Raw genomic sequence first — 26941 nt, forward strand, 5'->3', positions numbered from 1 at the left:
GAACGAGCAGGCTCACTCCCACAATCAATGCGGCTCTGATCCCATAATGAACAACCGCGCCCGGTTATTGCCCGCCTCGGTCTCGCTGATTTTTTGCCAGCCATCGGGCAGCGGGGCGAATTCGTCCGGCTGGTCGGCCGTGCTGATCAACCAGACGCGACCTGTTCCCCGGGGCAATTGGCTGAGGTGATCGAGATAGATCCTATGCGCGTCGCCATTGACCAGGGTGCCGAAACCGTAATCATTCGGGCGACTGGAACTACCGTTGGCCAGGGGCGGGGTATAGAGCAGCGGAAGCGCATCGGTGCGGTTGTAATAGACATAAGGCATCCACCAGAGCATGTCGCTGATGACGATCCGGTCACCGGCCACGTAATGCTGGTTGACGAACTCGACCATCACGCTGGTCTGGTCATTCACATCGACCGTGGCATTGGTTTTCAGCCCGACCAGCTCGGCGCCGACAAACAGTGCCAACAACCCAAACGCCCATATGCGAAAACCATGGAGCAAGCGGTCAATGGCCAGCGCCATGATCAGTGGCAGGCCCAGCGCATAGGCGTTCAGATAACGCTCGATGAACACCGGCGAAATAAACGAGACCCCATAGACCAGCAACAGCGGCAACAGCGTGTAGAGCGCCAGCACGACACTCCAGCGATAGCGACTGCGATCACGAAAGACCGTCATCAGGATCACGGCCAGCAATAGCATCGGCACTGTACTGAACAGCAGTCGGGGCAGGTTATCCCCATCGTCCTGAATCAGAAAATCCCACACCATCGAGGGCAGTGAACTGAGCGTGACCGGCAGCTCCCAACCCACATCACCGTTGGCCTTGAGCTGGTCCATGTGCTGGATCAGATCGACCAGGCCGGGAATCCACGGGGCAAACAGCAGCACGATAGCGGCATTCGTCAGCCACCACGCCGGGCGGTCGATGAGTTTCAGGGGATGAGCCGGCTGCAAGCGCAGCACCAGCAAATACGTCCAATGCACAATCACGCACAGCGCGGTGAAATAGTGGGTGTAAAACCCGGCGGTCATCAGCAGCGCATACATCACCAGCGCCTGCGTGTGGCGGGGCTGTTTGACCCAGTACACCAGTGCAATCGTGGCGCCGAGCAACCACATGCCCAGCCACGAGTACATCCGCACTTCCTGGCTATAGCGCACCGCTGTGGGCAAAAGCGCCAGCAACAGCCCGGCCAGCAGCGCCGCGCGAGGGCCGGCCATTAATCGGACCAGCCACATGCCCAGCATGACCGCGGCAATTCCCGGCAACGCACTCAAGCTGCGTATCGAAAAAATACCGTCGCCAAACCATTCGATCCAGCCATGGAGCAGCATGAAATACAACGGCGGGTGCACGTCATGAGCGGCATGCACCCAAATGCCGGCCAGGTCGTAGCGACTCATCAACAGGCTCGAGCCCTCATCGCCCCAGATGGCCGCAGCGGTCAGGTCGTAAAACCGGGTCAGGGCAGCCACCGCCAGGACAATCAGCCCGCCGACCCAGGCCTGTGACCACTCCTTTTTGCCAGGCAATCCCTGGTCCGCACGAGATTGCTGGCGTCTGGCCAACGGCTCTTTGATGTCCACCCCCATGACCACTTATTCACCTGCAATGACAAAACATGTTGCTCACTCTAGGCTACCGCCCATTGCGACGTCGATGCCCAGGCCAGCGATCCGATGAAGTGAGCAGTGCGGCTCAGCGTTGCGCCGTCAGCGGATAAACCGACTGCCATCCGCCGCCCAGCGCCTTGTACAACCCGACCGCTGCCAGCGACACACCGGTCGAACTCTCGACCCATTGCTCCTGGGTTGCCAACAATGCGCCTTGTACGGTGAGCACGTTGACGAAATCCACCACGCCCTCGACATATTGCCGTTGGGCGGTTTGCAGGGCGATCCGGTTCTGGCGCACCGCTTCGGCGAGGCTGTCACGGCGCAGTTGACTGGCGTTGTAGGCGCTCAGTTGGTCATCGATTTCATGCCAGGCGCGCAACACGGTTTGCTGGTAGGCGATAGCCGCTTCCTGTTGCTGGGCTTCGCGCAGGTTCAACACACCGCGCAAGCGCCCGCCGTCGAACAACGGCAGGGTGAATTGCGGGCCGATGCCGAACGCACGCGAACCCCACGAACCGAAATCACCCAACTGCATGGCTTGCGAACCGACATTGCCGGACAACGTAATGCGTGGATAGAAATCCCCCTTGGCCAAGCCGATGCTGGCTGTCGCGGCATGCAGGCGAGCCTCGGCCTGGCGAATGTCCGGGCGGCGCTCGGCCAGTTGCGACGGCAAGCCAATGGCGACCTGACGCGGCGTTTGTGGCACCGGCGCGTCGGTGGATAACTCGGCCGTCAGCGCTTGGGGCGGTTCGCCCATCAGCAGGCTCAAGGCGTTGATCAGTTGTGCCTGGCGCTGCTCCAGCGCCGGCAGGCGCGATTCGATGGCGGCGACTTGCGCGGCGGCTTCGGCGACATCCAGGTCGGTCGCGACACCGTCGGCCAGGCGCAGTTGCGACAACTTCAAACTGTGGCGAGCGACCTCAAGGTTCTGTTCGGTGACGGCCCGGGTGTTTTGCACACCGCGCAGTTGAATGTAGTCCTGGGCGGTTTCGGCCAGTACCGACAGCAACACGCCACGACGGTCGTTTTCCGCGACTTCCAGCGTGGCGTCGGCCGCTTCGGTTTCACGGCGCACCCGGCCCCAGAAATCCAGCTCCCAGGACGCGGAGAAGCCGGCGTCCCACAGGTTGAACGCGGAATCGCCGTTGTGCCCCGAGGGGTCCATCAAGCCATCGCTGCTGTTGCGCTTGCGTGCATAGCTCCCGGTGGCGGCGGTCGTCGGGTAGCGGTCGGCGGTGATCACCTGACGCACGGCGCGACTTTGCTGCAAACGGCTACTGGCGAGTTTCAGGTCGAGGTTGTCGGTCAGGGCACGCTGGCTCAGGGCCGAGAGTTTCGGGTCGTTGAACACTTCCCACCAGCGTTCGTTCAGGGTCTCGTCGGTGGCCTGGCTGGCAACAGCTTTTGAGGGTTTTGACCATTCGGTGACTGGTTGAGCCTCGGGTTTCTGGACGTCGGGGCCAACAGTGCAAGCGGAAAGGCTCATGACCAGTAAGGCACAAAAGGTCCGTTGAATTGAGCGGCCTCTTCGCGAGCAGGCTCGCTCCCACAGGGGATCGCCTTTTGAACAGAGATTGTGTGTATCACACCGACCCATTGTGGGAGCGAGCCTGCTCGCGAAAGCGTCAGACCAATCACCAAAAATCCTCATCGCTGCGCAACCTCATGCTCGACGCCGGTATTCGAGGTATCAATCCTCGCCTCCACCGACATCCCCACCCGCAACCGCTCGGCCAGTGGCTGCCCCGGCTCCAGCACAATCTTCACCGGAATCCGCTGCACGACTTTGGTGAAGTTACCGGTCGCGTTGTCCGGCTTGACCGAGGCGAAGGTCACGCCAGTGGCCGGTGCGATACTCTCGACGCGCCCGGTCAGTGCTGCACCGCCAAAGGTGTCGACGCGCACTTGCACGTCCTGCCCCGGCTGTACATGGGTCAACTGGGTTTCCTGAAAGTTGGCCACTACATAAGCCTGCGCCAATGGCACCACCGCCAGCAGCTTGCTGCCCGGCGTGACATAGGCACCAACCCGCACCGCACGCTCGCCGACCATGCCGTCCTGTGGCGCGACGATGCGTGTATAGGACAGTTCATAGCTGGCAATTTCCAGCTTCGCCTGCGCCCGTTTCAAGCCACCTTCCGCCCCATCGCGCTGGGCCGTGAGGATGTCCACCTGCTTGCGTTCCGCCGCCAGCACCGCCGTGACATTGGTCAGCCGGGCGCTGGCCTGATCAATGCGCGTGCGCGCCTGTTGCGCGTTCTGCACGGTGCCGGCGCCCACCCCGGCGAGATGATCGTAGCGATTGAGTTCATGTTCGGCGAAGGCCATTTCAGCCTTGGCCGACACCACGGTCGCCTGCGCCTGGGCGATCACTGATGCCTGGCGTTCGAGGGTCGCCCGGGCATTTTGCAGTTGCGCCTGGGCCATCAGGGCTTCGGCCGCCGCCGCTTCAGCGGCGGCGCGCAGATCGCGGTCGTCGATCAGCGCCAGCAACTGCCCGGCCTTGACCTGTTGGTTGTCTTCCACCAGCACTTGCTTGATGAACCCGGCCACGCGCGGCACCACCAGCGTGTAGTCCGCCGAAACATAGGCATCATTGGTGCTCTGTTGCGTGCGCTGGCCAAACAGTCCGGGCGCCAGCACATAAATCAGCACGCCCACCGCGATTACGACGGCAACGCCCACGGCCACTTTTTGCTTCGATTGAGTCGTCATAAAAACCTTCTGTTTCAGTGGAGCATTCAGGTCGGTGCGCGCGGCGGAAAGATCCGCGTCGGCAGCCAGAAAATCAGCAGGATCAGCGCTACAGCGATGCCGGCCATGCACAGGTAAAGATCGGCAGAGGTCAGCACCACCGCCTGCTCGTGCAGCCGATGGGCAAGGCCGGGGCTGCCTGCATCGACCAGGGGTGAGTTGCCGAGGCGATCCACCAACATCGTCGAGTGAAAGTGCAGCCGCGCGGTGGTCAAGGTTTCCAGCACACCGGTGGCAATCACCGACGCCAGGCCTTTCACGGTGTTGAACCAGGACGACGCGAACGGCCCGTCCATCGGGTTGATGCTGCCGGTCGCCAGCATCAACAGTGGCAGTACGGCCATGGGCTGGCCGACAATCTGCAGCAGTTGCTGCCCATAGAAATCATCGCGAATCCACGCCGAGGTCAGCTGCGATCCGGCGAGGCAGGACACGGCGAGCATGCTCAGGCCGATCCCCAGCACCCAGCGGCAATCCACCCACCTCAGGTTGCACAACGCCGCCACCAACGGCAGCGCGATCAACTGTGGCAGCGCCGACAGCAAGGTGATCGGCGCGGTTTGCACCGGGCGATAACCCTGGATCTGCGCCAGGTAACCGGATGGAATGATGATCACCGCCGACAGCACCACCAGCACCCCGGCCAGGGTCAGCAATGCGAACGACAGGTTGCGGATGCCGAGCATCTGCATCTTGAAAAACGGGGTTGGCTGCGACCATTCGTTGATCAGAAACAGCACCAGCAACAACGCGCCTCCCGCCAGCAAGCCGCTGATCAGGCTCGACTCGAACCAGTCCAGCCGATTGCCCTGCAGGATGCCGACCACCAGCATGCAGATCGCGGGAAACCCCAGCAGCAAGCCACGCCAGTTGAACTGCTTGAAACGCTCCAGCCGCAGCGGGTCCTGGGGAATGCCATAAGCCACCGCCACCATGGCGATCAGGCAGGGCGCGACGACTTGCCAGAACGTCCATTGCCACCCGACGTACTCGGTCCACAACCCCGCCAGCGGCGTGCCCAGCCCCGGACCGAAAGTGGCGGTCAGGGTGTAACCGGCCAGGCCGTACAGCTTCACATTGGCCGGCAGAAAACGCAGGGCGACGGTCATCAGCATCGGTGGCAGTGCGCCGCCGGCCAGGCCTTGCAACGTACGCAGGATCAGTAGGCTTTCATAGTTCGGCGCCAGCGGACACAACACCCCCAACAGGGTGAACGCGCTGATGGCGCACAGGGTGAAGCGGCGCAAAGAGAAGGTCACCGCACACCAAGGCGCGAAGGCCATGGCGGCCACCGAGGTCGCGGTGTAGCTGGCGACCAGCCAGGTGCCTTCGTCGTAGCCAATGGCCAAAGCACCGCGAATGTCGGCCAGGGCAACCTTGGTCACCGTCTCGTTCAGGCCCGAAACCAGCACCGCCAGCAGCACACCCACCAGGCCAATGATGATCCGCGGACCAAAAGCCATTGGCGCGGCGGCCGGCGCGGGCGCGGCCAGAGGCACCGAGGCCGTCAGGGAGGTCATCGGTTCACAACTCCGAAATAATTGAGGTGGCAGTCTACGAAGGCGCATCACTGACGAAAACTGACTTATCGGCAATTTATAAGTGCGTCGGACGCAGCAATCGAACGATGAAAACGGACGAGAACAGAGGTCTGTCTTGCGCAGAAACGATGGGGAAAACTAACACCGCCGTATCAGGCGAACCACCATCCATAGGTATGAACCTGCAGGACCCGGCTTGCTGGCGATAGCGGTGTGTCAGGCGCCATTTTTGCCAACTGATGGGCCGCCATCGCCAGCAAGCCGGCGCCTAAAGGCCTCAGGATTGGGCCGCCAGCCACGTCTCGTCGCAACAGCTTTTCACGGTTTCGCGCAGCCAGCGGTGGGCGGGGTCATTGTCAAAGCGCGGGTGCCAGGCCTGACTCAGCACGATGGTTGGCAAGGGGATCGGCAGAGTGAACGAGCGCAACTTCAGCCCCAGGCGACGTACGCTCAGCAGCGTTTCCCTGGGCACCGGCAGAATCAGATCGGAATCGGGCAAGGCGAACATCGCCGCATGAAAACTCGGTGCAATCACTGCCACTCGCCGCTCCAGCCCCAGGGCGTTGAGCGCTGTATCGATCGGCCCACGAGCGATCCCTCTGCGGGACATGCTGATATGAGAGAACCCGGCAAAGCGTTCCGCGGTGATTTCTTCATCGAGCAACGGATGATCTTCACGCACCAGGCCGACAAACTGGGTGGAAAACAGGTTCTGCACTTTCACTTCCGGCATCGGCGGGCGAGTGTTGCTGACATTCAGATCGATGCGGCCTTCACGCAAAGCCTCGTCATCGCCATCGCCCTCCGGGACGAAGCGCAATTCACAATGCGGCGCCTGACGCTCCATGGCGTCGGACAACTTGCCGCCGTAGACGCCGATGAAGAAATCGTTGGCCCGGATACTGAACCGCCGCCGCAAACTGCCCAGGTCTACGACACGGGCCGAGTGGAACAGCTGCGCGGCTTGCTCCACCAGATCCCGCACCTGCTCGCGCAACTCCAACGCCTTGGGGGTCGGCACCAGACCACGGCCGGCGCGCACCAGGATCGGATCGCCGATGGCTTCGCGGATGCGCGTCAAGGTACGGCTCATGGCCGCCGGGCTGAGGTTCATCCGCCGCGCGGCGCCCACGACGCTGCCTTCGTCGAGCAGTGCGTCCAGGGCGATCAGCAGGTTCATGTCCGGGAGTTGCATGGCGAGCACTCGTTAGCGATCAGGATTGATTCAGGCGCAATGCTAGCAAACATCCGCCGAATGATGCGCTAGCAGTTCCGGCCTCTTCGCGAGCAGGCTCGCTCCCACAATGGATCTCCCGTAGATGCAGATTTTGTGTAAAACACCTCCCCCTGTAGGAGCGAGCCTGCTCGCGAAGGCGTCCGCACTGTCACCGCCGCCACTATCAGTTCTGCTAGTTCTCAACCTTGTCCGTCGCGCGTAAAACTAAACCAGACACTCGCCTTTATCCTCTCGCAAAGGCATTCGGTATGACTCAACCCAATCAACAGAATCCGACTCGGCAACGCACGGTACTGCTGGCAACGGATCTCAAAAACTCGATACTCGCTGAAATCGACGCGGGTAATCCTAATCGCATTGCGTATTCACCCTACGGCCAGCAATCGTCGCAGGTTGAAGTCATGACGCGGTTAGGCTTCAACGGTGAACTGAACGAGGCGAATCCCGAATGGTATTTGCTGGGCAACGGCTACCGTGCATACAACCCGAGCTTGATGCGCTTTCACAGCCCGGACAGTTTGAGTCCGTTTGGTCGGGGCGGGAGGAATGCGTATACGTATTGCGGTGGGGAGCCGATGATGAATTCGGATCCGACGGGGCATTTGCCATGGGCGTTTTCACGCTTCGTGCAGGCATTGACGGACGCAGTGCAAACCGTTGCTACTCCTGTGCTCAGAAAGACCGCAAGCCTCGCCAATAGTGGCGTTTCGCAGGTTTTAGGTGCTGCAAAAAGTGCAAAAAAAGCCTTTGCCGACAATTTTTTGTTTGATCCTAAAGCCCTAAAAAAACTAGGCCCTCCGCCTCCAAAATTTAAACAACAACCACCATCGAATCACATCGTCACCCAACCAAACCCATATACAGGGCCTAATTCAGTCAGAGTTCAGCAGACTCCGCTTGCTCCTGGAGCTGGAAATGGTCTACGGATTACAGGCACGACGGGACCAACCAAGCGTGTCACCGCCCTTCGAAAGGGAAGTTAATCACCGTCCAAAAAATAGCGCGGTGAGGCCACCCTCACCGCTGCATCCCCCACCGCTTCACCGTCACCCGCTCCAACGAATCAAACACCAGATTCTCCACCAACAACCCAATCAGGATCACCACCGCCAACCCGGCAAACACCTTGTCGGTGTACAGCTCATTACGATTCTGAAAGATGTACCAGCCCAACCCACCCTTGCCGCTTGTCGCGCCAAACACCAACTCAGCCGCAATCAACGTGCGCCAGGCAAACGCCCAGCCGATTTTCAGCCCGGCGAGGATCGAGGGCAGTGCAGCCGGGATCAGGATGAACAGCACGAAGCGCATGCCCTTGAGGCCGTAGTTGCGACCGGCCATGCGCAGGGTTTCGGAGACGCCGAGGAAGCCGGCGTAGGTATTCAGCGCCAGCGCCCAGAGCACCGAGTGCACCAGCACGAAAATCAGGCTGTTCTGACCCAGGCCGAACCACAGCAACGCCAGCGGCAGCAGGGCAATCGCCGGCAGCGGGTTGAACATCGAGGTCAGGGTACTCAGCAGGTCGCGACCGAACTGGGTGGATACCGCCAGGGTGGTCAGGCCGAATGCCAGGACGATGCCGATCAGGTAACCCTTGAGCAATACGACCAGGGAAATCCATACCTTACCCAGCAGTTCGCCGCTGAGCAGGCCGTCGTATAGCGCGTGAGCGGTTTGCACGAAGCTCGGCAGCAGCAGGTCGTTGTTCTGATAACGGGCGACGGCTTCCCACAGCACAGCGAGCAGAATCAGGATCAGGCTTTTGCGCAGCCACCCTTGCTGCCACAGTCGCTGGCCGAGGGGGAGTTCGCGTTCCAGCGGCACGCTGGTCAGTGGCTGCAGTACGGTTTCGAATTCTTCACGCGGGGATGATAGATGGCTCATCGGGCCCTCCTCTGAACTGGCTCAATAAGCGATTCGGATGTCGGTGAAATCCAGTACACGCTCGGTTTCCGGCGACTGGCCTTCATCAAACAACAACCGGTGAATACGCCGCGCCGATTCCTGAAACGCCACGCCGCCGAGGCTGTGCAAATCGTATTGATGGCTGTGGACTTCCGCCCGCACCCGCCCCGGATGCGGCGACAGCAACAGGATGCGATTGCCCACCACCAGCGCCTCTTCGATGGAGTGCGTGACGAACAGCAGCGTGAAGCGCACTTCTTCCCACAGCAGCAGCAACTCCTCCTGCATCTTGCGTCGGGTCAGTGCGTCGAGGGCGGCGAAGGGTTCATCCATGAGCAGGATTTTCGGCTGCATCGCCAGCGCGCGAGCGATGGCAACCCGCGCCTTCATGCCACCGGACAAGGTATGCGGATAGGCATCGGCAAACGCAGCCAGACCGACCTTCTCCAGGTAGTGCAGGGCTCGTTCTTCGGCTTCTTTTTTCTTCAGGGTTCTGGAGGCCAACAGTGGAAACATCACGTTCTGCTTCACGGTTTTCCACGGCGGCAGTTGATCGAACTCCTGGAACACCACGATCCGGTCCGGCCCCGGCGCATCGACGCGCTGGCCCTGCAAACGGATCTCACCCTCGACCGGCTGGATGAACCCGGCAGCGGCTTTGAGCAAGGTGGATTTACCGCAACCGGATGGGCCGAGCAGGACAAAGCGATCCGCCGGATCGATCTCGAAACTGACTTGATGGGTCGCCCGCACCACCCGCTGCGGCGTGCGGTATTCCAGGCTGACGTTATCGACCGACAGCAGCGCTTGGGCTGCCGCGATCGATTTGCTGACCGTGTGGCCTTGCAAAGGGGCGTTCATAAAAATCAGCTCCCTTGCAGCGGTTTGGCGTCCTGGAAGAAGTAATCCTTCCACGAATCCGGTTTGTTTTTGATCGCGCCGACGCGGTAGAGGAACTCGGCCAGCGGGTAGGTGTTTTTCGGCGTGACGCTGAATTCGAACTGCGGGTTGTCGATGATTTTCAGCAACGCGGCGCGGTCGATTTTTGCCTTGGTCACGCGGATGTACGTGTCCGCCGCCGCGCCTTTGTCGTTCTGCGCAAATTGCGCCGCTTCGGTCAGGGCGTCGATGAAAGCCTTGTAGGTTTTCGGGTTCTCATCGCGGAATTTCTCGGTGGCGAACAACACGGTCGGCGAGTTCGGCCCGAGCAGGTCATAGGTGTTCAGCACCACGTGCACGTTCTTGTTTTCCAGTGCCTGATCCTGGAACGGCGGGTTGGAGAAATGACCGGTCAGCTCGGTGCCGCCCGCAATCAGCGCCGCCGTGGCATCGGGGTGCGGAACGGCGATGGTGTACTTGTCGAGACGGTTGAATTCCTTGTCGCCCCACTGCCTGGCGGCGGCGTATTGCAGGAAGCGCGACTGCACCGACACGCCCACCGCCGGCACCGCGATGCGGTCATTCTCGGTGAAATCGGCAATGGTTTTGACCTTGGGATTGTTGCTCACCAGGTAGTACGGAAAGTTACCCAGGGATGCCACGGCCTTGACGTTCTGCTTGCCGTGAGTGCGGTCCCAGATGGTCAGCAGCGGGCCGACACCGGCGCCAGCAATATCGATGGAGCCAGAGAGCAATGCATCATTGACCGCCGCCCCGCCGGAGAGCTGGGTCCAGTCGACCTTGATGTCGATGCCTTCCTGCTTGCCGTACTTCTCGATCAGGTTCTGATCGCGCACCACATTGAGCAGCAGATAAACGATGCCGAACTGTTCGGCGATGCGGATTTCACCTTCGGCGTGGGCCACGGTCGGCGCCACCAGGCTGCCGGCGATCAGGCTCAAACCCAGGCCGATGGCGGCGGCCAGTGGTGCAAAGGGAAGACGTTTGGACATGTTCAAATCTCCGACAGATCAGAAAGGCGCGTCGCCCTGGATGGTGGTGCGATACAGCTTGCGGCGCAGATGGCTGGGGCAACCGGCGGCGAGATGAATCAGCGAACGGTTGTCCCAGAACACCAGGTCATGGGGCTGCCACTGATGGCGGTAGATGTTTTGCGGCAACACGCTGTGGGCGTAGAGCTCGGCCAGCAACTGCTGGCTCTCGTCCTCCGGCAGGCCAACGATGCGGGTGGTGAAACCCTCGCTGACGAACAAGGCCTTGCGCCCGTTTTCCGGGTGAGTCCGCACCACCGGATGCACCACTTCAGCCACTTGGGCGAGTTGCTCCGGGGTCAGGGTCGGACGCCAGTTGCCTTCGAATTTGGTCTCGCTATAACGCGCCGTATAGGAGTGCGCCGCCGAGCGGCCTTCAACCGCTTTGCGCAGCGCCTCGGGCAGGCTGTCCCAGGCCTTGTGCATGTCGGCGAACAAGGTGTCGCCACCCTCCGATGGCAGCTCCTGGGCATGCAGCATCGAGCCCAGGCTCGGCAGTTCCTTGTAGGACAGATCGGAATGCCAGAACTTGCCGGCATCGCCCAAGCCGATGTTCTGGCCGTTCTCGACGATGTTGGAAACGATGAGGATTTCCGGATGCCCGGCCAGCAGGAATTGCTTGAGCACGTGGATCTGCAGTACGCCGAAACGGCGGCTGAAATCGATTTGCTGCGCAGGGGTAATGCGCTGGTCGCGGAACACCACCACGTGATGATCCAGGTGCGCGCGGTGAATGCGGGCGAAGTCTTGATCATTGATGGGGCGGGACAAATCGAGGCCGATGATTTCGGCGCCCACCGCACCGCTGAACGGGCGGATTTCAAAGGATTGTGGCGCGATGGCTGGCGATGCTGAAACGGCTGACATAAATCACTCCCACGCACGGCACGCTCAAGGGCGCGCGCGTCGATCAAAAACTCACGGAGGTCCCGTGTTGGTTTGTGTCGTGCGGCGCGCCGATTGGTCGGCAGGTACGCAGAAATATGACTTTATAGATATAAGAACGGTAATTTAAATACCGTTAGAGAATAACCATATGGCATTTGAGATGAGGTGATTTTGAGGTCGCCTTCGCTGGCAAGCCAGCTCCCACAGAATTCCATGTCAGACCCCAATATTGTGCTCAACACAGCCCCCTGTGGGAGCTGGCTTGCCAGCGATGGGGCCATCCGCCTCAACGCATTCGCTGAAACCTACTTGGCCCACTCAATCACTTCGCCGTACGGGGTCTGCAAATCCCGCTCGGGGATTTCCCAGATGATCAGCTTGGGCGGCGTCTGCTTGAACGCCGGATTGTTGAAGTAGCCATTGGCGCCACCGGAGAACTCGCCACCGTCCTTGGCGAAATTGCCGATCGGCGCACCCAGTGCCTGTTGCAGGAAACCGGCGAAGTTGGAGTTGCGCGAAAACGAAGTACCGATCAACGCCACGTTGGGCAGGTTGTCGTCGCCGAACAGATCGTCGAGGTTATCGCCGCCGCTTTGCGCCTCGGCGGCCTTCTCGTTGATCAATGTGGCGGCCACGGTTTCCGGCGTCGGTTGCCAGGTCACAGGCAGCCATTCAAGGCCAGCCAGGCGCACCAGATCACCAGGACGGCGTGCCGGGTCTTGCACCTTCATTTCGAAGTCTTTGTGCGGCGTAGCGCTGATGCCCATGGCTTGCACTTGTCTGGCCACCGCCTTGGCCGCCGCCGCAGAACCGGTTTCGCTCCAGTGGGTATCGGTGCGCAGGTACGCCTCGGCGCCCAGGGGTTGCAGGGTCGGCGCCAGGTCAATCGCCGCGACACCGGCCTTGTTCAAACCATCGACCCAAGCCACCGCACGCGCCTGCAACTGCACCGGACGACGCAGGTCGCACAATTGCGAACTGGCGATACGACTCTTGTCCGGCACCACCGCCACCAGCAGCGTGATGCCGCGTTTGGCCAGACGTTGGCGGACGTCGCGCACCACACCCGCCTTGATTTCGGCATTGGCCTGGGCGTGACGGTTGATGCGCATCTCGTCGGTCAGGAACAGCCAGCCCGGGCAGCCGGAACGTACCCGTGGACCGGTATCGTGCAGCGCCAGCCAACTGCCGCCGCGCTCCAGGTTCGCCGCCTGCTCGGGCACTGCGCCCTTGGACAATTGCTTGGCGATCTTGTGGGTCACCTCGCCATGCAGCACGTCATCAACGCTCAGCTTGGGTGGCAGCATCTCCACCTTGCCGCTGAGCAACAGCCAGGCGCAGGACGCAAAGCCGACCGCCAGGAACGCGACAAACACAACACCCGCCACCTTGCTGATTCGGGCATTGAATTCACTCGGTGGGACCGGTACGTGAGAGGAAGAGGACATGGGCGCGGCCATCAGAACTGGAAGTACAGGAAAGGCACCGCTTCACGGCTCGCGATCAACGCGAACGAAAGCAGAAAACCCGCCACCGGCCACAGGGCCGCCATCGGTGCATAGAATCCATAGCCGCCAAACCGTTGTTCACAACGGTTGTGCAACAACGGCGCGACGACGCACACCACGCCGAGCAAAGCCGCAAGGCCATGGGCCGGGCGCAAGGTCACCGCCAAGGCATCACCCAGGGCAAAACCGTGCAGGCCGAACTGACCGGCGTACATCGTCAGCGCGGTATGGAAGTCCGGGGCACGGAACAGCGTCCAGGCGAGGAACACGAACAGCAGCGTCAGGGTATGCGACAACAATGGCGGGATATCTGGCAGGCTGGAGCGCGACCACAGCCGGTCGATGCACAAGGCAATGCCATGTGCCGAGCCCCACAACAGGTAGTTCCAGCTGTCACCGCCATGCCACAGACCGGCGATGGCCATGGTCAGGAACAGGTTGCGATAGGTCTTCCACGCGCCATTGCGGTTGCCGCCGAGGGCGATGTACAGGTAGTCACGCAGCCAACTGGACAGCGACAAATGCCAGCGTCGCCAGAAGTCCTGGATGCTGCTGGCCAGATACGGCCGGTTGAAGTTTTCCGGGAAGTGGAAGCCCAGCATCAGGCCCAGGCCGATGGCCATGGCGCTGTAACCGGCGAAGTCGAAAAACAATTGCAGCGAGTAGGCCAGGCAGCCGATCCAGGCATCGACGAAGGACGGGTTTTCCAGATGGAACGCGACGTCCACCAAAGGCGACAACGTGTCCGCCACCAGCACCTTCATGCACATGCCGATCATGAAACGGCGCGCGCCCAGAGAGAAATTCTGCCAGCTGAAATAGCGCTGGGTCAGCTCGCGACGCACCCAGTCATAACGAATGATGGGACCTGCAATCGAGTGACCGAACATCGAAATGTAGGTCGCGTAATTGATGAAGCTGCGTTCCACCGGCACCGTATGACGATGCACGTCCACCAGATAGGAAATCGCCTGCAAGACAATGAACGACAGCCCCGCCGGCAACGCCACCCGTTGCCACTCCAACGGCATGGCGCCGTAGTAGGTGATCAGCTCGTTCCAGGTGCCGGCCAGGATGTTGGCGTACTTGTACCAGCACAGCACGGCCGTGTTGAACACGATCAATGCAATCAGCAACCTCACCCGCCCTTTCGAACCTTCGCGGGCGCGGTCCACCAACAGCCCGCCGACCCAGGCAACGATGGTCAACACCACGTGCAGGCTCAGGAACAGCGGGCTCAACCAACCGTAGAACAGCCAACTGCCGATCAGCAGGATGACGTTGCGCCAGGCCGGCTTGCCCAGGGCATATGCCAGTAGAAACACAGGCAGAAAAAGCGTCAGGAACTCAAGTGAGGCGAAGACCATGGCGGCGACAGAATCCGATCAGTGGGACAGCGTGTCCGTGGCGTTCAGAAGTCGTGGACCGCTGGCCGAAGGCACCAGCAGCACGCTGTAACGCTCGCCCGCCTTGAGTTCGCCCAAGTCCAGCGGGGCACCGACATTGGCGTTCGCGCACACCAGTTGCACCGACAGGCTGACCGGGTTGATCGACCGGCGTTGCAAGCTATCGACGGGCACCGCCTTGAACAGATCGGCGGTTCGCCCTGCAGGGCGCAGGCTCGCCTCGGCACACCCGGCATCGACGTTGAAGAACGCCAGTGACGCCTTCAGGCCATTGAAGTCGTCAGGTTGCTCGCGCACCGCGACTTGCTTGATGCCCGCACCGTCGGGCAGCGCGACCACCGTGGCGAATTCACCGGGCTCGATTTTCAGGTCCATGGCCAGTTTTTGTGCGCCACTGACCAGGGTGCCCTTGACCGCACTGCTCGACTGCACCGGGAAGAACAACGAGACCGGTTGCGCCGCTTCCAGGCGCATCGGCGGTTGCCCGGCCTGGGCGATGACGTCCAGTGGCGCGGTGCTCGCGTTGACGAAGCGGATGAAGGCTGCGTCTTCGCTGGGGCCGGTGGGGTACAAGGCAAATTCGGCAGCCAGGGCATTGGCGCTGGAGCACAGCGCCGCCATAGCACACACAGCAGAGAGTGCGCGCATCACTGCTTGGCTCCCTTGTTGCTGACCGCGTCGGCCGGCAGTTTGGCCAGCGCGCCACCGATGGCAGTCGCCCAGGATTTATAACCGGCCACGGTGAAATGCTGACCGTCAGTCGTGACCCACTCGCCCGGCTTGGAGAAGCTCAACGAATCGATGTAGGTGCAAGGCGCCACGTTGCTCGCCAGGAACGCCGACATCAACTTGGTACGCGCGTCGTTCTTCTTGTACATGCCGCCTTCCTTGCCCCAGGCAGGACCGACCCAGGCGCATTTGGCGCCATTGGCGGTGATTTCCTTGGCCAGGGCGGTCACGTTCTGCCAGGCCCAGGCTTTCGGGAACACCGGTTTGTCATAGGAGGCCATGGTGTCGCCGATCACCAGCACCACCAGGTCCGGCTTGTCGGCGGCAATCAGATCCTTGATCGGCGTCGTCGTCGCTTCGCGCCCCTTGATGACAATCTTGCCGTTGCCTTTTTGCTCGGCGCCGCAATCGACATTCTTGGTGATCAGCCAGTCGCCGGCACTGGCGCCGCACGCGCCGATCGAGTGCACGATCGCGCCTTGCTGGGTCAGGTTGGCTTGCAGCGGTTCCATCAAGTGGTCCGCCAGGCTCATGTGGCTTTCGCCAAGAACCAGAAGGGTCATACCGGCAAGAACGGAAGAAGGCATTGAAGTCTCCGGAAATCAGTTGGAATAAGGGGAACGGTAGGGGCTGACCGGCAATTCCATCGGGCCGTTCATGTCTTCGAACATGTAGCGCAGGTACATGCCCCCAGTGAATTGCTTGTAGTCCTGAGCGTTGTCCAGGCCAAGATTGGCGCCGAGGAAAAAGCTCGAACCGAATTTGTACTCGCCGGCACCGCTCAGGCTGTAACCCACGCCTGTCTTGTTCTGGCCTTTGTAACGCTGGTTGTTGGCCGCCTGCAGGTCTTTGTCGTTGGGGAAGTAATCCGCCGCGTCCTGCTCGAAGTACTGCACACCCACCGAGCCCTTGACCTGGTAGGAGAACCGCTCCGTGCGCTGCGCCCAAGTGACCGGCACGCCCAGGGCAAAGTAACTTTGCGGGCTGAAGTAACCGCCATGGCCGTAGGTGAAGAAGTCCTGGTTGTTTTCGAAACTCAGGCCCGTGGCGCTCAGGCCCAGGGTCAGCTTGCTGTCCTCGGCATTGCGCAAGTACCAGTACACGCCCCCGCCCAGTTCGGTGCGGCTGTTGGACGCCACGTTGTGACCCAGCAATTTGTGCCACGAACCGTAGCCATAGCTACCCACTTCCTGGTTGTCATAGCTCAGCTGCGCGCGGGCGCCGTTGGCCGTCACACCGCCCCACGACTGGTCGGTGCGTTTGTCGGTGGCGCCGGCGAATGAGGTGACGCTATCGATCACCGGACGCCGCGAGACGTTGACGCCGTAGCGCATGTTGGCGTTGTCGGAGAATGGCCGATCGACGCTCACGCCGCCGGCCGCAGTGCTGTACTTGAAGCCGATCGGCGTGGTGCCGACATCGGCCTTGATACCTTCATCCGGGCGGGCATAGGCCACGCTCAGACCGACCCCTTTATCGCGCTGGGAACCGGTGCCGTCGGGCGATGCGCCACCGCCACCGAATCGGGCGGCCGAATCGCTGCCGACACTGCCCGCATTCAGTGACACCGGCGTTACACGCACGGCATAGCGGTTTTCACCGGACGGCAGGTTGATCTCCAGCGGCGTTTCAACGTCAGTCATCTTGCTCAGCCCCGACTCGCTGTCATTGCTGCGAATCGTCACGGCCTGAGTCACGTAACCGCTGCGCTCCTGAAGAATGTTGTCCAGGGCGCGTTGGGCCGAACTGACTTGATCGACGGCCACGTTGACCGTTCCCTGCGGTGCGAACGGGTTACCCGTGGCACCGGCGAAGCGTCCGGCGGGCAACGCCTGGCGTCCGGTACCTGTGGCCGCCACACGCGGTTGCGCCTGCCCCGGATAGGCATCGGCGGGTACCGCGCCATTGCTGGCGAGCAGGACCGGCGCCGCACCTTCCAGTTGCGCCTGCGCCGGGGCTGGAATGGTATCCACGGGCACGCGACTCACCTGATTGCGCTGGCCCGGCTGGCCCACGAACGGGTTCGGCGCGACATTCAGGCTGCTGGCCTGGGCCGTCAGGCTGCGTTTCTGCTCGCTTTGTTCGATGGCCACGGCCTTGCGCAGCAACTCGGTCGCCTGGCTGGACTTGCCCATGCTGCGGTAAATCCGTGCCGCTTCGGTCAGCGATTGCGGATCGTAGGTTTCCAGCTTGAGGAATTGCTCCAGCGCACGGTCGGCATAGCCGATGTCGTGGGCCTGCACCGCCGCATCGGCGGCATTCAGCAAAATTTGCGGGTCGTTGGGCTGACGCTGCAACAGCGGTTTGTACAACTCGAATGCCTTGGCATTGTTGCCATTGCTGGCATACATCCGCGCCAGCGCCGAAACGGCACCCACGTCCCCCGGGCGCGAAGCCAGCGCCGGTGCCAGGGTGTCATAGGCGCCCGCCAGGTCACCGTTTTCGCGCAGGATATCGGCCTGGCGGATTCGGTATTGATACAGCACGTCATCGAAGCGCTTGCGTGTGGCCACACTCATCTGCTGGTTTTGCAGACCGTGCAGGATCGAATTGACCTGCGCATCGTCGCCGGTCTTGAGCAGCAGGTTGGCGTATTGCAGCATCAGGTCCGCGGACGGCGTCGCCGTCTGGGCAATCACGTCACGCATCATCGATTGTGCGTGTGCCGAATCGCCGGCGTCGACATAGGCCGATGCCAGGGTCGCCATGCCATCGGGGCTGCGGCTGGCCACGGGCTGCAAACGATCGAGCAAGGCCAGGGCTTCCTGGCGCTGTCCACGCTTGGCGATGCTCGACGCCAGCTTGATCTGCACCGTGAGGGTGATCTGGTCGGCCAGCGCATTCATGTCCGCAGTGCGGCGCTCGGCCGGAATACGGCTGATGCTCGCTTGCGCAGCGTTCCACTGCTCCATTTCCACCGAGAGCAAGGCGCTGGTGTACAGCGCATCGATGTCGCCCGGATGGGCCCTCAAATAGCTGTCGATCAGGTCGCGGGCTTTCTGCGATTCGCCGGCCTTGAGGTACAGACGCGCGAGGTCGAAACGGGTCCAGACGTTGTCCGGGTCGTCCAGCACCGCTTGCGCCAGGGCTTGCTGGGCAGCGCGTGTATCACCGCGTTGTTCAGCGAGCTTGGCCGCTTGCGTGGAGCGCAATGCGCGCAGACGAGCGCTGCCGCCCATCTCGGCCTGCTGGTCCGGTGTCAGGGTGTCGAGCAAGCGCAGGGCTTCATCCGCCTGACCGGTTTGCGCCAGCACGTTGACCAGCCCCTGAACGGCCTGAGGGTTGCCGCGCTGCACGTTCAACACCTGGCGGTAATTGGCCTGCGCGGCATCCAGTTGCCCGGCCTGGGCCTGGATGTCGGCGAGGGTCAGGCGTGCATCGACACCGTTGGGGTTCAGGCGCATGGCCTGGGCAATGCTCTCTTGTGCCTTGGCCGGTTGCGTCCTGGCCTGGTCGCGGGCCTGTTGCAGCAATGCCCAATAGCGCACGCTGTTCAGGGCCGGCTTCCAGCGCGTCCCGCCATTGGCGATGGCGCGGTTGAGCAACTGCTCGGCTTCACCGAAACGGTTCTGTTGCTGACGCACCACGCCCAGGCCGCCGAGGGCATCGGCGTCGTCGGGTTTGTTTTTCAAGCGGGCGGCAAACGCCTGCTCGGCTCCGGCCTGATCCCCCTTCTCCAGCGCCTGGAGCCCACGCGCCACCAGTGGATCTTGCTGCCACCCCGAACCACCGGCGGTGGCCGACTGCGATTTGCCTTTGTTCAGCAAATCACGGATTTCCTGGTCGTCCGGATGCGCCTTCAGGAACTCTTCGAACAACGGCACCTGCGCGGCGTTCGGCGGCCCGGTCCAGACCAATGCCAGGCGCCAGCTCTCGTCGGCGTCACCGGCAATGTCCGTGCGGGTCGACAGCCTGGCCAGGGCACGAATGCCTTCCGGGCGGCTGTCTTCGTGGCGCACCAGATGCTTGGCCAGGAACAACGCCACGATCGAGTCATTCGGCGTTTCGCGCAGCAACCGTTCGAGTCCCGCGCGCGCCTCGGGCCAACTGGCGTCGTTGAAAGCCAGGTTGGTGTAGAACTCACGGCCGACCTTGCCTTCGGGTATGCGGTCGGCGAACAGCTTGCGGAACACGACGGTGGCCTGGTCACGCTGGTCGCCATCGGCCAGGCGCCGGGCTTCATTGAGCAGGGCCATGTTCTGCGGATCGGTCAGGGCAATGTCCTGTTCCAGCTGCGCCGCCAGCCAGGGGCGTGGTGACAACGCCTGCAAGCGTGCCAGGTACTGCCGAGCCTGCTCGGGTTTGTTCTGTTTGACGCCGATCAGGCCCATGCCGTAAAGCGCGTCAGCCTGGTTGGGGTCCAGGCGCAGGACTTTTTCCCAGGCCTCGGCGGCACGCGATGCGTTATCGCGGGTCTGCCAGTACTGGCCTTGCTCGATCAGCCGCGCCTGCACCTCGTTGGTCTCTGCGTGGGCAGCGGTGCCGATAAGGGCGGTGAGAATACCGATGGCTAGCGTGTGACGGCGCGGGTGCATGACGTCTCCCAAGACAATTTGAGTGTTCCGTCATCACGAAACTGATAGCGTTTTTCAGCCCAGCCCAGTGCGAACAGGCTGAGCATGGCGTTGTAGTAGAGCGGTTCGGCCCGTTCGCCGTCGGCCTTGGCCAGCGCCGCATTCAAAGCTTCTTCGACGCGACGTTGCTGCTGCTCGGCCAACCACGGCTGGCCCTTGGCCTGGAAGTAAGGAATCAGCGCCGCAGAGTACCCGAACGGCCCCTGACCTTCGAGCGCGCCGCTGATGACGTGAACCTTTTCCGGCGGTACACCGGTGGAGGCCGTGCTGTTCGACATGCCTTCCAGACGCGCCAGCAGCGGGGCAGCCAACGGATCGGACTTGGGCGTCATGCCGGCCCACAGGTAGACACGAATGGCGTCATAGCTGCCCAACTCGCCCTTGACCGGATCGACCACGAACAACCCCGCCTTCGGTGCGGTCGCGCGGTAACCGATCCAGTCCGCCACATAGCCTTTGGGGCTCGAAGCGCTGACCATCTTCAAGGTGTTTTCGGCGATTTCCTTCCACGGCCCCGTTGGCGCTTCCTTGGCCAGTCGGCGCAGCAGCGGCAGCGGCAAATAGCTGGGATTCAGGCGCCATAGATGATCGGGCTGTACGAAACCTTCCGGTCCGGGCAGCACCATTCTTCCCAGACCCGGCAGGTTCACCACCAGTTGGCCTTCAATGTTCTTGAGCAGGTGCAAGGCGTCTTCGCGATAGTCCGGGCGCTGCCACAACCGCGCGGCTTCGAGCAGGGCGTAGGCAATCCACAGGTCCGAATCCGATGCCGAATTGGCGTCCTGCAATTGCCAGGTGCCGTCCTTGCCCTGCCCCCACAACCAGCCTGGCAGACGACTGTTGATGTCAGAGCCGGCCATGTTGTCGGCGGTCCATTTCCACATGGCATCGAAGCGCGCGCGGTCATTGCCGATCAGGGCGAACAACATGCCGTAGGACTGGCCTTCGGACGTACTGTGATTGCGTTCGAGGCTGGATTCCAGCAGGCGCCCGTCGTTCTGGACGAACCGTGCGGCATAGGTTTGCCATAGCGGCCAGTCGCCGCTGGTGCACGCGGCCGCGTCAGCCGCCATGGCCGGCGTCAGGCTCAGTGACACCAGCGCGCCCGCCAGGCACAGCGCGGCCCGGCGCCAGCGGCGCACGAATGTCAGTTTGCAACGGTGGGTGACGAGGGTGGTCATGGCGATTTCAGTGACCCAACCGCTGTTTGGCACGGGAACGCAACGCCAGGTAAGCCAGGCAACTGAGCAACAGCACTCCGAGACCGGTCAGCAGCATCGTCAACACCACATGGCGCGACAACAGCCATTGCACGGACTTGAACGGCCCCAGGTTGCCAACGTAGTACTGCTCGTCCGCCACCAGTGGCTCGATGGTTTTGCCACGCACCACCACCAGGCTGCCCTGGATCGACTGGGCGTAATCTTCACCGCCGATCAGGGCGCTGGTTGCTTCAGCCAGGCCTGCCGGCTGACCGCTGGCGATCACCACGACGCTGCGACCGCTTTTGAGCGGCGATTCGAAACCGGTCAAATAAGTGCTGCGCTCCCCCCCGGAGAAAGCCATGGCCAGACGCGCCTTGCGCTGATTGGCGTCCGGGTCGGGGCTGATCCAGTCACGTATGCGCATTGGCAGGTCAGACAGATGGAAGCTCTGTTGGCCGCCGGCATCGGTTGCCGGCAGGTGATCAGCCCACTGTGTCAGCAACGGCTGGTTTGTGCCGGAAGCCAGCACCAGCAGGTCTTTGTCGGCGGCTGCCTGGAGCTGCGCGGCCTGCGTCACCAACACGCCGGTTGCCGGGTAACCCGTGGATTGGCCAAAGCGGCCAAGCACCGTCAGGTAAGCATCCAGCTCCGGCGCGCCGGCGTTATCCGGCAGCACCACGGCCGTTTGCGACAGGTCGGCCAGGCGGGTGAATGGGAAACCTGCATCCTTGAACACGCCCAGGTTCGGCATCGCCATGAAGTGGTCGTAGCCGCTCAAGTCGAGGGTCGATTCCGGATCGACGCTGCCGCGCATGTTGTCGATGATGATGTCGCCGCACTCGCCTTGCTTGATGTAATCGAACATGTAGCGCAGTTGCAGGCGCGATTGCAGGGCCACCGAGTTCAATGGCAGGCGCACGCGGGTTTCGCGACCCAGGGTGTCATTGCCTTTCAGGGCGCTGAGTACGCCGCTGTCGAGCTTGTCCTGGGACAACAGGTTTTGCGACTGAATCAAGCCATCGTTGAAGCTGACGATGAACGAGGAATTGGTCGATTTTTCCTGCGGCGTGTAACGGTATTTGAGGTTCAGCGGCGCACCTTCGTCACGCCAGGTAAACAGGTCCGGCGGGAAATTCAGCGGCACGGTAATGTCGCCCGGGTTGTAGCCGGAGACGTTGAATTGCTTGGCCGGCAGCAACTCGCCGAGCTTGACCGGGCGATCGCTCGGCAACCAGTTCGGGGCGTCGTAAGGCTTGCGCGGTTGCACCGTATCGAGGCGATCGATCACCACGCTGCTGCCCGACAGCGCCTGGCTGCCGAGGACCAATGCCGTGACCGCGGTCTTGAGCTCACGGGTATCGCGACCGGTGATCACCAGCAACTTGCCGTTGGCGTCATTGGGGTTGGTCATGACCGTCAGGGTCGGGCCCTTGGCCGCAGGCAGGTTCAGCGCGCCAAGCTGCAGTGCGTCCGGCCCGCTGAGCATGACCACGGCATTACCGCTGACCGGAATCTGGTTGAAGCGCGTCGAGAACGTCGCGCCGCGATAACTGGCCTGGGCACCGAACCACGACGACAGTGCGCCAGCGGCTTCAAGGGCGGTGTTGTCCGGTGCACCGGCGAACACGAATGGCAGGCTCAAGGTACGAGCATCGCGGCGATCGAAAAACGGCAGCGGCATGATCGACAGGTCGTTGGGCAAGGCCAGCGGTGACACGTCAATGCTCAGCTCCGTCGCGTTGCTGATCTTCGCCCACAGGCTGGAATGCTGAGGGTCTTCACACCCCATGGTGTAGTGACCGACGAATTGCAGGCTCAAGCGGTTGAATTCAGTGATCAGGTGCGCCGGAATAGTGACCACCTGCGATTGCAGTTGCCCGGCGTTTTCCTTGGGCAGGGGCAGGCTTGCAGCCACTTCATCGTTGACGATGACGTTGATCTGCGACAGATCGGCCAGCAGCGCCGGCGAATAGGTGTACTGCAACTTCAATTTGGCGCCGGTCACGATCGAATCGGCACGCACATCGAAATTGACACTATCGGTGGACTCCACGCCGTGCAGGCTCATCGGATAGTTGCGGCCCAACTGCTTGAGGCTCACGCTGTAACCATTGCCCCCCGGCGCAACACCCACCGGCGCGGTCTCGGCGAATGCCGTAGCAGCCCCACCCAACGCCAAGAAGGCGCACGTCAGGCGTGTCAATGCGCGGTCGCGCAGGATACCGAAAGCGAAAGACTTCGAATTCATCACTTGTCCAAAACGTTTTCCAGGGGGGGCGGGGAGGCTCGGCGACTGCGGAACAGGTGCTGCACTTCCATGAGCGTTGCTTTGAAAAGTTCGTAGATACCGCGCAGGCCGATGCTACTGACATCCCGCAAGGCGGCCAGTGGCGTATCGACCTGACCACTGCCCCAGGTCGCAGCCCAGGTGTCGGCTCGCGAGAACGTCAGGCGTACCAGCTCACTTTGCTGACGCAGGGACAATTGATCGAACTGCGCCCCCAACAACCCCTCGCGACTGAACACAATCACGGCGGGAAACACACTGAGTCGTTGATTGCGGAAAAGCGAGATCTGTACGCGCTCACCCTTGGGAAGGTCGAGGTCATCGGGCAAACGGAAACCCAGTCCTTTTTGCGAGAAGTCCTGGGTCGTGCCTTCGATCGTAGTGCCATCGGCACGGGTCAGGCGTATCGGCAAGACAGCGGCCACCCGAGGCTCGGAACGTACCTGCCGGGTTTCGCTGGCTACCGCCACCGAGGCGCTGGTGATGATCAGGTTGTAGACCGTCCACGCCAGGTTGATCAGGATCGTGGTCGTTGCGCCTTCGGCGCCCTCCATCAGGCGCATACCGCCATAGATCAGGCCGCCGAAGTTCAGGAGCAGCAGGACGATGTAGGGTCGGGCCAGCTTCCATTCAAAATACTTCTTGTCGATCACCCCGCCCTTGTCGGTCACGTTGAAACCACCGAATTTGGGATTGATCAGCGCCATCAGCACCGGGCCCATGATGTACCAGGCCAGTACTGTCTCGTAGACCTCGTTCCAGAACGAGTGGCGAAAGCGCCCCTGAATGCTGGAGTTGGTCAGGCTGGCATGGAGAATGTGCGGCAATACATAGGCGGTGATCATCAAGGCCGAGGCGTGGAAAATCTGCGCATCGAAGAACAGGAAAGCCAAGGGCGCGGTGAGGAACGCCAGGCGCGGCAGGCCGTAGAAAAAGTGCAGCATCGCGTTCACGTAGCACACCCGCTGCCCCAGGCTCAGCCCTTTGCCGAACAACGGATTGTCGGTGCGGAAAATCTGTGCCATGCCCCGTGCCCAGCGAATCCGCTGGCTGATGTGCCGCGACAGGCTTTCGGTCGCCAGGCCAGCCGCTTGAGGAATGGCCAGATAAGCTGTGTTGTAGCCGGCACGGTTCAGTTTGAGTGCGGTGTGGGCATCTTCGGTCACGGTCTCGACGGCCACGCCACCGACTTCCAGCAACGGCGCCCGACGGATCACCGCACAGGATCCACAGAAGAACGTCGCGTTCCACAGGTCGTTGCCATCCTGCACCAGCCCATAGAACAGCTCGCCCTCGTTCGGCACGGAACGGAAGGTGTTGAGGTTTTTCTCGAACGGGTCGGGCGAGAAGAAAAAGTGCGGCGTTTGCAGCATCGCCAGCTTCGGGTCCTTGATGAACCAGCCGACACAGACTTGCAGGAAAGAGCGCGTCGGCACGTGGTCTGCGTCGAAAATCGTCACGAACTCGCCGCTGGTGACCTTCAGCGCTTCATTGAGGTTGCCTGCCTTGGCATGGCGGTTGTTGTCGCGAACGATGTAACCCACGCCAATTTGCTCGCAGAACTCGCGAAAATCTTCGCGGCGACCGTCATCGAGCACATGGACGCGCAGTTTGTCCTGGGGCCAGTCGATGGCCTGGGCAGCGAAGATCGTGACCTTCACGATGTCGAGGGTTTCGTTGTAGGACGGGATGAATACATCGACGGTCGGCCACTCACTGGGAGGGCCGCTCATCAAAATCGGTTTACGGCGCAGCGGCCACGCGGTTTGCAGGTAACCGAACAGCAGCACGATCAAGGCGTACAACTCGGCCAGGACCAGGCCGTAGCCGAACAACATATCGACCCAGCCCTCGAACCCGAGGGTAGAGGTCAGTCGCCAGTACATGTAGCGCAGGGAAGCCGTCAGCGACAGCCCGATGAGCATCAGCACCGTCAGGCGTCCGGGAATCTTGCGCAACACCATGGCCGCGATAAAGCAGCCAAGGGCAAAAATGCACTGTGAATACAGCTCGAAGGGTACCGTGATGATGAACAGCACTAGCAGACCGCAAAACACGGTCATGCTTGCGATCAACACCCGACGCCATATCGTTGGCAGACTGCTCAACCGATCAGAGACAGCTTGAGCCCAGTGCTGTGGGCGGCTCTGGACGGCCGCATCCGGAACTGAAGTGTTCATCACGAGGCAAACGACTCTGCAACGTCCATCGACTTCAACTGCGCCTTGAGTGTGTCACCCAGCGTCAGCATGTCCTGGCAGGCCTGGGACGACTCGGCCTCCAGCAGCGGGTTCTGGCCATAGGCCAATGCCTCGCCGATGGCGTGGTCGAGTGTCACGACGCCCAGCAGCTGTGAACCGAGGCGACGCTTGAACACTTCGTGCATATCCCGGCAAAACTGGCGAGAGCTGTCGAACTGATTGATCACGTAGCTGCACAGTGGCGCCATGTCGCGAGCCACGCGCTCACCCAGTAAACGTTCCGTCTGGTCCAGCGTAACGAAGCACGCCGCATCGGCAGTCGCGACGACAAGCACCTGGTCCGCCACCGTCAAGGCCTGATCCAGGTAAGTGGTGCGACCTGGCGGTGTATCGAGAATCACCAGATCGTTTTCGCCCAGGTCCATGCTCGCCAATTGGCGCGCCAGCCAGTAACGATCGTGTTCCATATAACGTTCCAGCGTCCGTCGCTCGTCTTCGGTCACCGAACCGTACGGCAGCAGCAACGAATCTGCAGGTCCCGCCAGCAGCAGCGCCTTCCAGTTTTCACCCTTGAGGCTGGCATTGCCCATGCCTGAAACATCCGGCTCGGCGCCCAGATGATGTTGCAAGGCATTTTGCGGATCGAGATCGATGGCCAGTGTCTGGCCGCCTTCCAACCGTAATGAGGTGGTCAGCGCGGAGGCCAACGTGCTTTTACCCACGCCGCCCTTGGCCGATACGAGCGCAATAACGTGGGCTCGGGTCTTGGCTGGGCGACCGTGTGGCAGTGCCTGGCGCAGCGCCTCCTCATTGCGTGCTTGCGCTTCAGCCTCACGCGCCAGCGCTACTTCGGCCAGCAAATGGCGAAGCGGCGCACCGGCCTGCCGGGGTTTAACGGACAACAACTGCGCCTCGGCACCCTTGATCGAAACCACGGGCGCTGCATCGTCGAGCTGAGCAAGCGGCTGATCGATTTCAACGACAGGTGCAGGTTCCGGCGCGGTCGGGACCAGCGCCAGCGGCTTTTCCTTGTATTCGAAATGACTGCCGAACTCGAGATAACTGTCCGCACTTGCTCCGAACCTGTTGAATAGATTCGATATATCGTCTGTACGATTCATAAAAGGACTATCCGAGGCG

General features: G+C 61.6%; 19 protein-coding genes. 1 reads left to right on the forward strand and 18 read right to left on the reverse strand.

Going from position 1 to position 26941, the window contains the following annotated elements; translation table 11 throughout:
* Positions 1 to 24: 24 nt before the first annotated feature.
* From BJ917_RS18245 to BJ917_RS18265, 5 genes are all read right to left on the reverse strand, one after another.
* Positions 25 to 1608: a glycosyltransferase family 39 protein gene (locus BJ917_RS18245; protein ID WP_096513999.1), complete on the reverse strand. Its 1584-nt coding sequence runs from the start codon at positions 1606 to 1608 to the stop codon at positions 25 to 27.
* Between the two features lie 106 nt (positions 1609 to 1714).
* Positions 1715 to 3286, reverse strand: a complete 1572-nt coding sequence (locus tag BJ917_RS18250; RefSeq protein ID WP_121104007.1) for an efflux transporter outer membrane subunit — start codon at positions 3284 to 3286, stop codon at positions 1715 to 1717.
* Positions 3283 to 4350, reverse strand: a complete 1068-nt coding sequence (locus BJ917_RS18255) for an HlyD family secretion protein (protein WP_096514001.1) — start codon at positions 4348 to 4350, stop codon at positions 3283 to 3285. Before BJ917_RS18255 ends, BJ917_RS18250 begins: the two co-directional genes overlap by 4 nt.
* 26 nt (positions 4351 to 4376) lie before the next feature.
* Positions 4377 to 5909 carry an MFS transporter gene (locus BJ917_RS18260; RefSeq protein ID WP_121104008.1) on the reverse strand — a complete coding sequence of 511 codons (1533 nt, stop codon included), beginning with the start codon at positions 5907 to 5909 and terminating at the stop codon, positions 4377 to 4379.
* A 298-nt stretch (positions 5910 to 6207) separates the two neighbouring features.
* Positions 6208 to 7125 (reverse strand): LysR family transcriptional regulator, encoded by a 918-nt coding sequence (locus BJ917_RS18265; RefSeq protein WP_096514003.1) that lies wholly within the window; start codon positions 7123 to 7125, stop codon positions 6208 to 6210.
* A gap of 290 nt (positions 7126 to 7415) precedes the next feature.
* On the opposite strand from BJ917_RS18265, the gene BJ917_RS18270 reads away from it, so the two are divergent.
* Entirely contained in the window at positions 7416 to 8150 is a 735-nt protein-coding gene (locus BJ917_RS18270) for an RHS repeat-associated core domain-containing protein (RefSeq protein WP_096514004.1), read from the forward strand.
* A 34-nt stretch (positions 8151 to 8184) separates the two neighbouring features.
* On the opposite strand, the gene BJ917_RS18275 is transcribed toward BJ917_RS18270, so the two are convergent.
* The 13 genes from BJ917_RS18275 to bcsQ form a co-directional block, all read right to left on the reverse strand.
* On the reverse strand, positions 8185 to 9051 hold the full coding sequence (locus BJ917_RS18275; RefSeq protein ID WP_096514005.1) for an ABC transporter permease: 867 nt from the start codon (positions 9049 to 9051) through the stop codon (positions 8185 to 8187).
* A gap of 21 nt (positions 9052 to 9072) precedes the next feature.
* Positions 9073 to 9933, reverse strand: coding sequence for an ABC transporter ATP-binding protein (locus tag BJ917_RS18280; RefSeq protein WP_096514006.1), 861 nt, complete (start codon positions 9931 to 9933; stop codon positions 9073 to 9075).
* Positions 9934 to 9938: 5 nt separating this feature from the next.
* Positions 9939 to 10964 (reverse strand): ABC transporter substrate-binding protein, encoded by a 1026-nt coding sequence (locus tag BJ917_RS18285; RefSeq protein WP_121104009.1) that lies wholly within the window; start codon positions 10962 to 10964, stop codon positions 9939 to 9941.
* 18 nt (positions 10965 to 10982) lie between these two features.
* Positions 10983 to 11870: a TauD/TfdA family dioxygenase gene (locus tag BJ917_RS18290; protein ID WP_096514008.1), complete on the reverse strand. Its 888-nt coding sequence runs from the start codon at positions 11868 to 11870 to the stop codon at positions 10983 to 10985.
* A 326-nt stretch (positions 11871 to 12196) separates the two neighbouring features.
* Complete coding sequence (locus BJ917_RS18295) at positions 12197 to 13339, reverse strand: cell division protein FtsQ (RefSeq protein ID WP_096515606.1); 1143 nt, start codon at positions 13337 to 13339, stop codon at positions 12197 to 12199.
* Between the two features lie 11 nt (positions 13340 to 13350).
* Positions 13351 to 14766 (reverse strand): MBOAT family protein, encoded by a 1416-nt coding sequence (locus BJ917_RS18300; RefSeq protein WP_096514009.1) that lies wholly within the window; start codon positions 14764 to 14766, stop codon positions 13351 to 13353.
* An 18-nt stretch (positions 14767 to 14784) separates the two neighbouring features.
* Positions 14785 to 15453: an alginate O-acetyltransferase AlgF gene (locus tag BJ917_RS18305; protein ID WP_121104010.1), complete on the reverse strand. Its 669-nt coding sequence runs from the start codon at positions 15451 to 15453 to the stop codon at positions 14785 to 14787.
* Positions 15453 to 16121 carry an SGNH/GDSL hydrolase family protein gene (locus BJ917_RS18310; protein WP_096514011.1) on the reverse strand — a complete coding sequence of 223 codons (669 nt, stop codon included), beginning with the start codon at positions 16119 to 16121 and terminating at the stop codon, positions 15453 to 15455. Before BJ917_RS18310 ends, BJ917_RS18305 begins: the two co-directional genes overlap by 1 nt.
* 15 nt (positions 16122 to 16136) lie before the next feature.
* Positions 16137 to 20069 (reverse strand): cellulose biosynthesis protein BcsC, encoded by a 3933-nt coding sequence (locus tag BJ917_RS18315; RefSeq protein ID WP_121104011.1) that lies wholly within the window; start codon positions 20067 to 20069, stop codon positions 16137 to 16139.
* Positions 20045 to 21289 (reverse strand): cellulose synthase complex periplasmic endoglucanase BcsZ, encoded by a 1245-nt coding sequence (gene bcsZ / locus BJ917_RS18320; RefSeq protein ID WP_121104012.1) that lies wholly within the window; start codon positions 21287 to 21289, stop codon positions 20045 to 20047. The genes BJ917_RS18315 and bcsZ overlap by 25 nt, the downstream gene beginning before the upstream one ends.
* Before the next feature lie 7 nt (positions 21290 to 21296).
* A complete protein-coding gene (gene bcsB / locus BJ917_RS18325) occupies positions 21297 to 23561 on the reverse strand; it encodes a cellulose biosynthesis cyclic di-GMP-binding regulatory protein BcsB (RefSeq protein ID WP_121104013.1) in 2265 nt (754 codons plus the stop codon).
* The gene (gene bcsA, locus BJ917_RS18330) at positions 23561 to 25783 is read right to left on the reverse strand and encodes a UDP-forming cellulose synthase catalytic subunit (protein WP_372237728.1); all 2223 of its coding nucleotides are present in this window, start codon (positions 25781 to 25783) and stop codon (positions 23561 to 23563) included. Before bcsA ends, bcsB begins: the two co-directional genes overlap by 1 nt.
* The gene (gene bcsQ / locus BJ917_RS18335) at positions 25780 to 26922 is read right to left on the reverse strand and encodes a cellulose biosynthesis protein BcsQ (protein WP_096514016.1); all 1143 of its coding nucleotides are present in this window, start codon (positions 26920 to 26922) and stop codon (positions 25780 to 25782) included. Before bcsQ ends, bcsA begins: the two co-directional genes overlap by 4 nt.
* Positions 26923 to 26941: the final 19 nt, after the last annotated feature.

Source organism: Pseudomonas sp. WPR_5_2 (assembly GCF_003634475.1).
GTDB lineage: Bacteria > Pseudomonadota > Gammaproteobacteria > Pseudomonadales > Pseudomonadaceae > Aquipseudomonas > Aquipseudomonas izuensis.

What these genes read in the sequence shown, in the direction of transcription:
- BJ917_RS18245 (WP_096513999.1), bottom strand. Translation starts at nt 1,608, where the DNA reads ATGGGGGTGGACATCAAAGAGCCGTTGGCCAGACGCCAGCAATCTCGT.
- BJ917_RS18250 (WP_121104007.1), bottom strand. Translation starts at nt 3,286, where the DNA reads ATGAGGATTTTTGGTGATTGGTCTGACGCTTTCGCGAGCAGGCTCGCT.
- BJ917_RS18255 (WP_096514001.1), bottom strand. Translation starts at nt 4,350, where the DNA reads ATGACGACTCAATCGAAGCAAAAAGTGGCCGTGGGCGTTGCCGTCGTA.
- BJ917_RS18260 (WP_121104008.1), bottom strand. Translation starts at nt 5,909, where the DNA reads ATGACCTCCCTGACGGCCTCGGTGCCTCTGGCCGCGCCCGCGCCGGCC.
- BJ917_RS18265 (WP_096514003.1), bottom strand. Translation starts at nt 7,125, where the DNA reads ATGCAACTCCCGGACATGAACCTGCTGATCGCCCTGGACGCACTGCTC.
- BJ917_RS18270 (WP_096514004.1), top strand. Translation starts at nt 7,416, where the DNA reads ATGACTCAACCCAATCAACAGAATCCGACTCGGCAACGCACGGTACTG.
- BJ917_RS18275 (WP_096514005.1), bottom strand. Translation starts at nt 9,051, where the DNA reads ATGAGCCATCTATCATCCCCGCGTGAAGAATTCGAAACCGTACTGCAG.
- BJ917_RS18280 (WP_096514006.1), bottom strand. Translation starts at nt 9,933, where the DNA reads ATGAACGCCCCTTTGCAAGGCCACACGGTCAGCAAATCGATCGCGGCA.
- BJ917_RS18285 (WP_121104009.1), bottom strand. Translation starts at nt 10,964, where the DNA reads ATGTCCAAACGTCTTCCCTTTGCACCACTGGCCGCCGCCATCGGCCTG.
- BJ917_RS18290 (WP_096514008.1), bottom strand. Translation starts at nt 11,870, where the DNA reads ATGTCAGCCGTTTCAGCATCGCCAGCCATCGCGCCACAATCCTTTGAA.
- BJ917_RS18295 (WP_096515606.1), bottom strand. Translation starts at nt 13,339, where the DNA reads ATGTCCTCTTCCTCTCACGTACCGGTCCCACCGAGTGAATTCAATGCC.
- BJ917_RS18300 (WP_096514009.1), bottom strand. Translation starts at nt 14,766, where the DNA reads ATGGTCTTCGCCTCACTTGAGTTCCTGACGCTTTTTCTGCCTGTGTTT.
- BJ917_RS18305 (WP_121104010.1), bottom strand. Translation starts at nt 15,453, where the DNA reads ATGCGCGCACTCTCTGCTGTGTGTGCTATGGCGGCGCTGTGCTCCAGC.
- BJ917_RS18310 (WP_096514011.1), bottom strand. Translation starts at nt 16,121, where the DNA reads ATGCCTTCTTCCGTTCTTGCCGGTATGACCCTTCTGGTTCTTGGCGAA.
- BJ917_RS18315 (WP_121104011.1), bottom strand. Translation starts at nt 20,069, where the DNA reads ATGCACCCGCGCCGTCACACGCTAGCCATCGGTATTCTCACCGCCCTT.
- bcsZ (WP_121104012.1), bottom strand. Translation starts at nt 21,289, where the DNA reads ATGACCACCCTCGTCACCCACCGTTGCAAACTGACATTCGTGCGCCGC.
- bcsB (WP_121104013.1), bottom strand. Translation starts at nt 23,561, where the DNA reads ATGAATTCGAAGTCTTTCGCTTTCGGTATCCTGCGCGACCGCGCATTG.
- bcsQ (WP_096514016.1), bottom strand. Translation starts at nt 26,922, where the DNA reads ATGAATCGTACAGACGATATATCGAATCTATTCAACAGGTTCGGAGCA.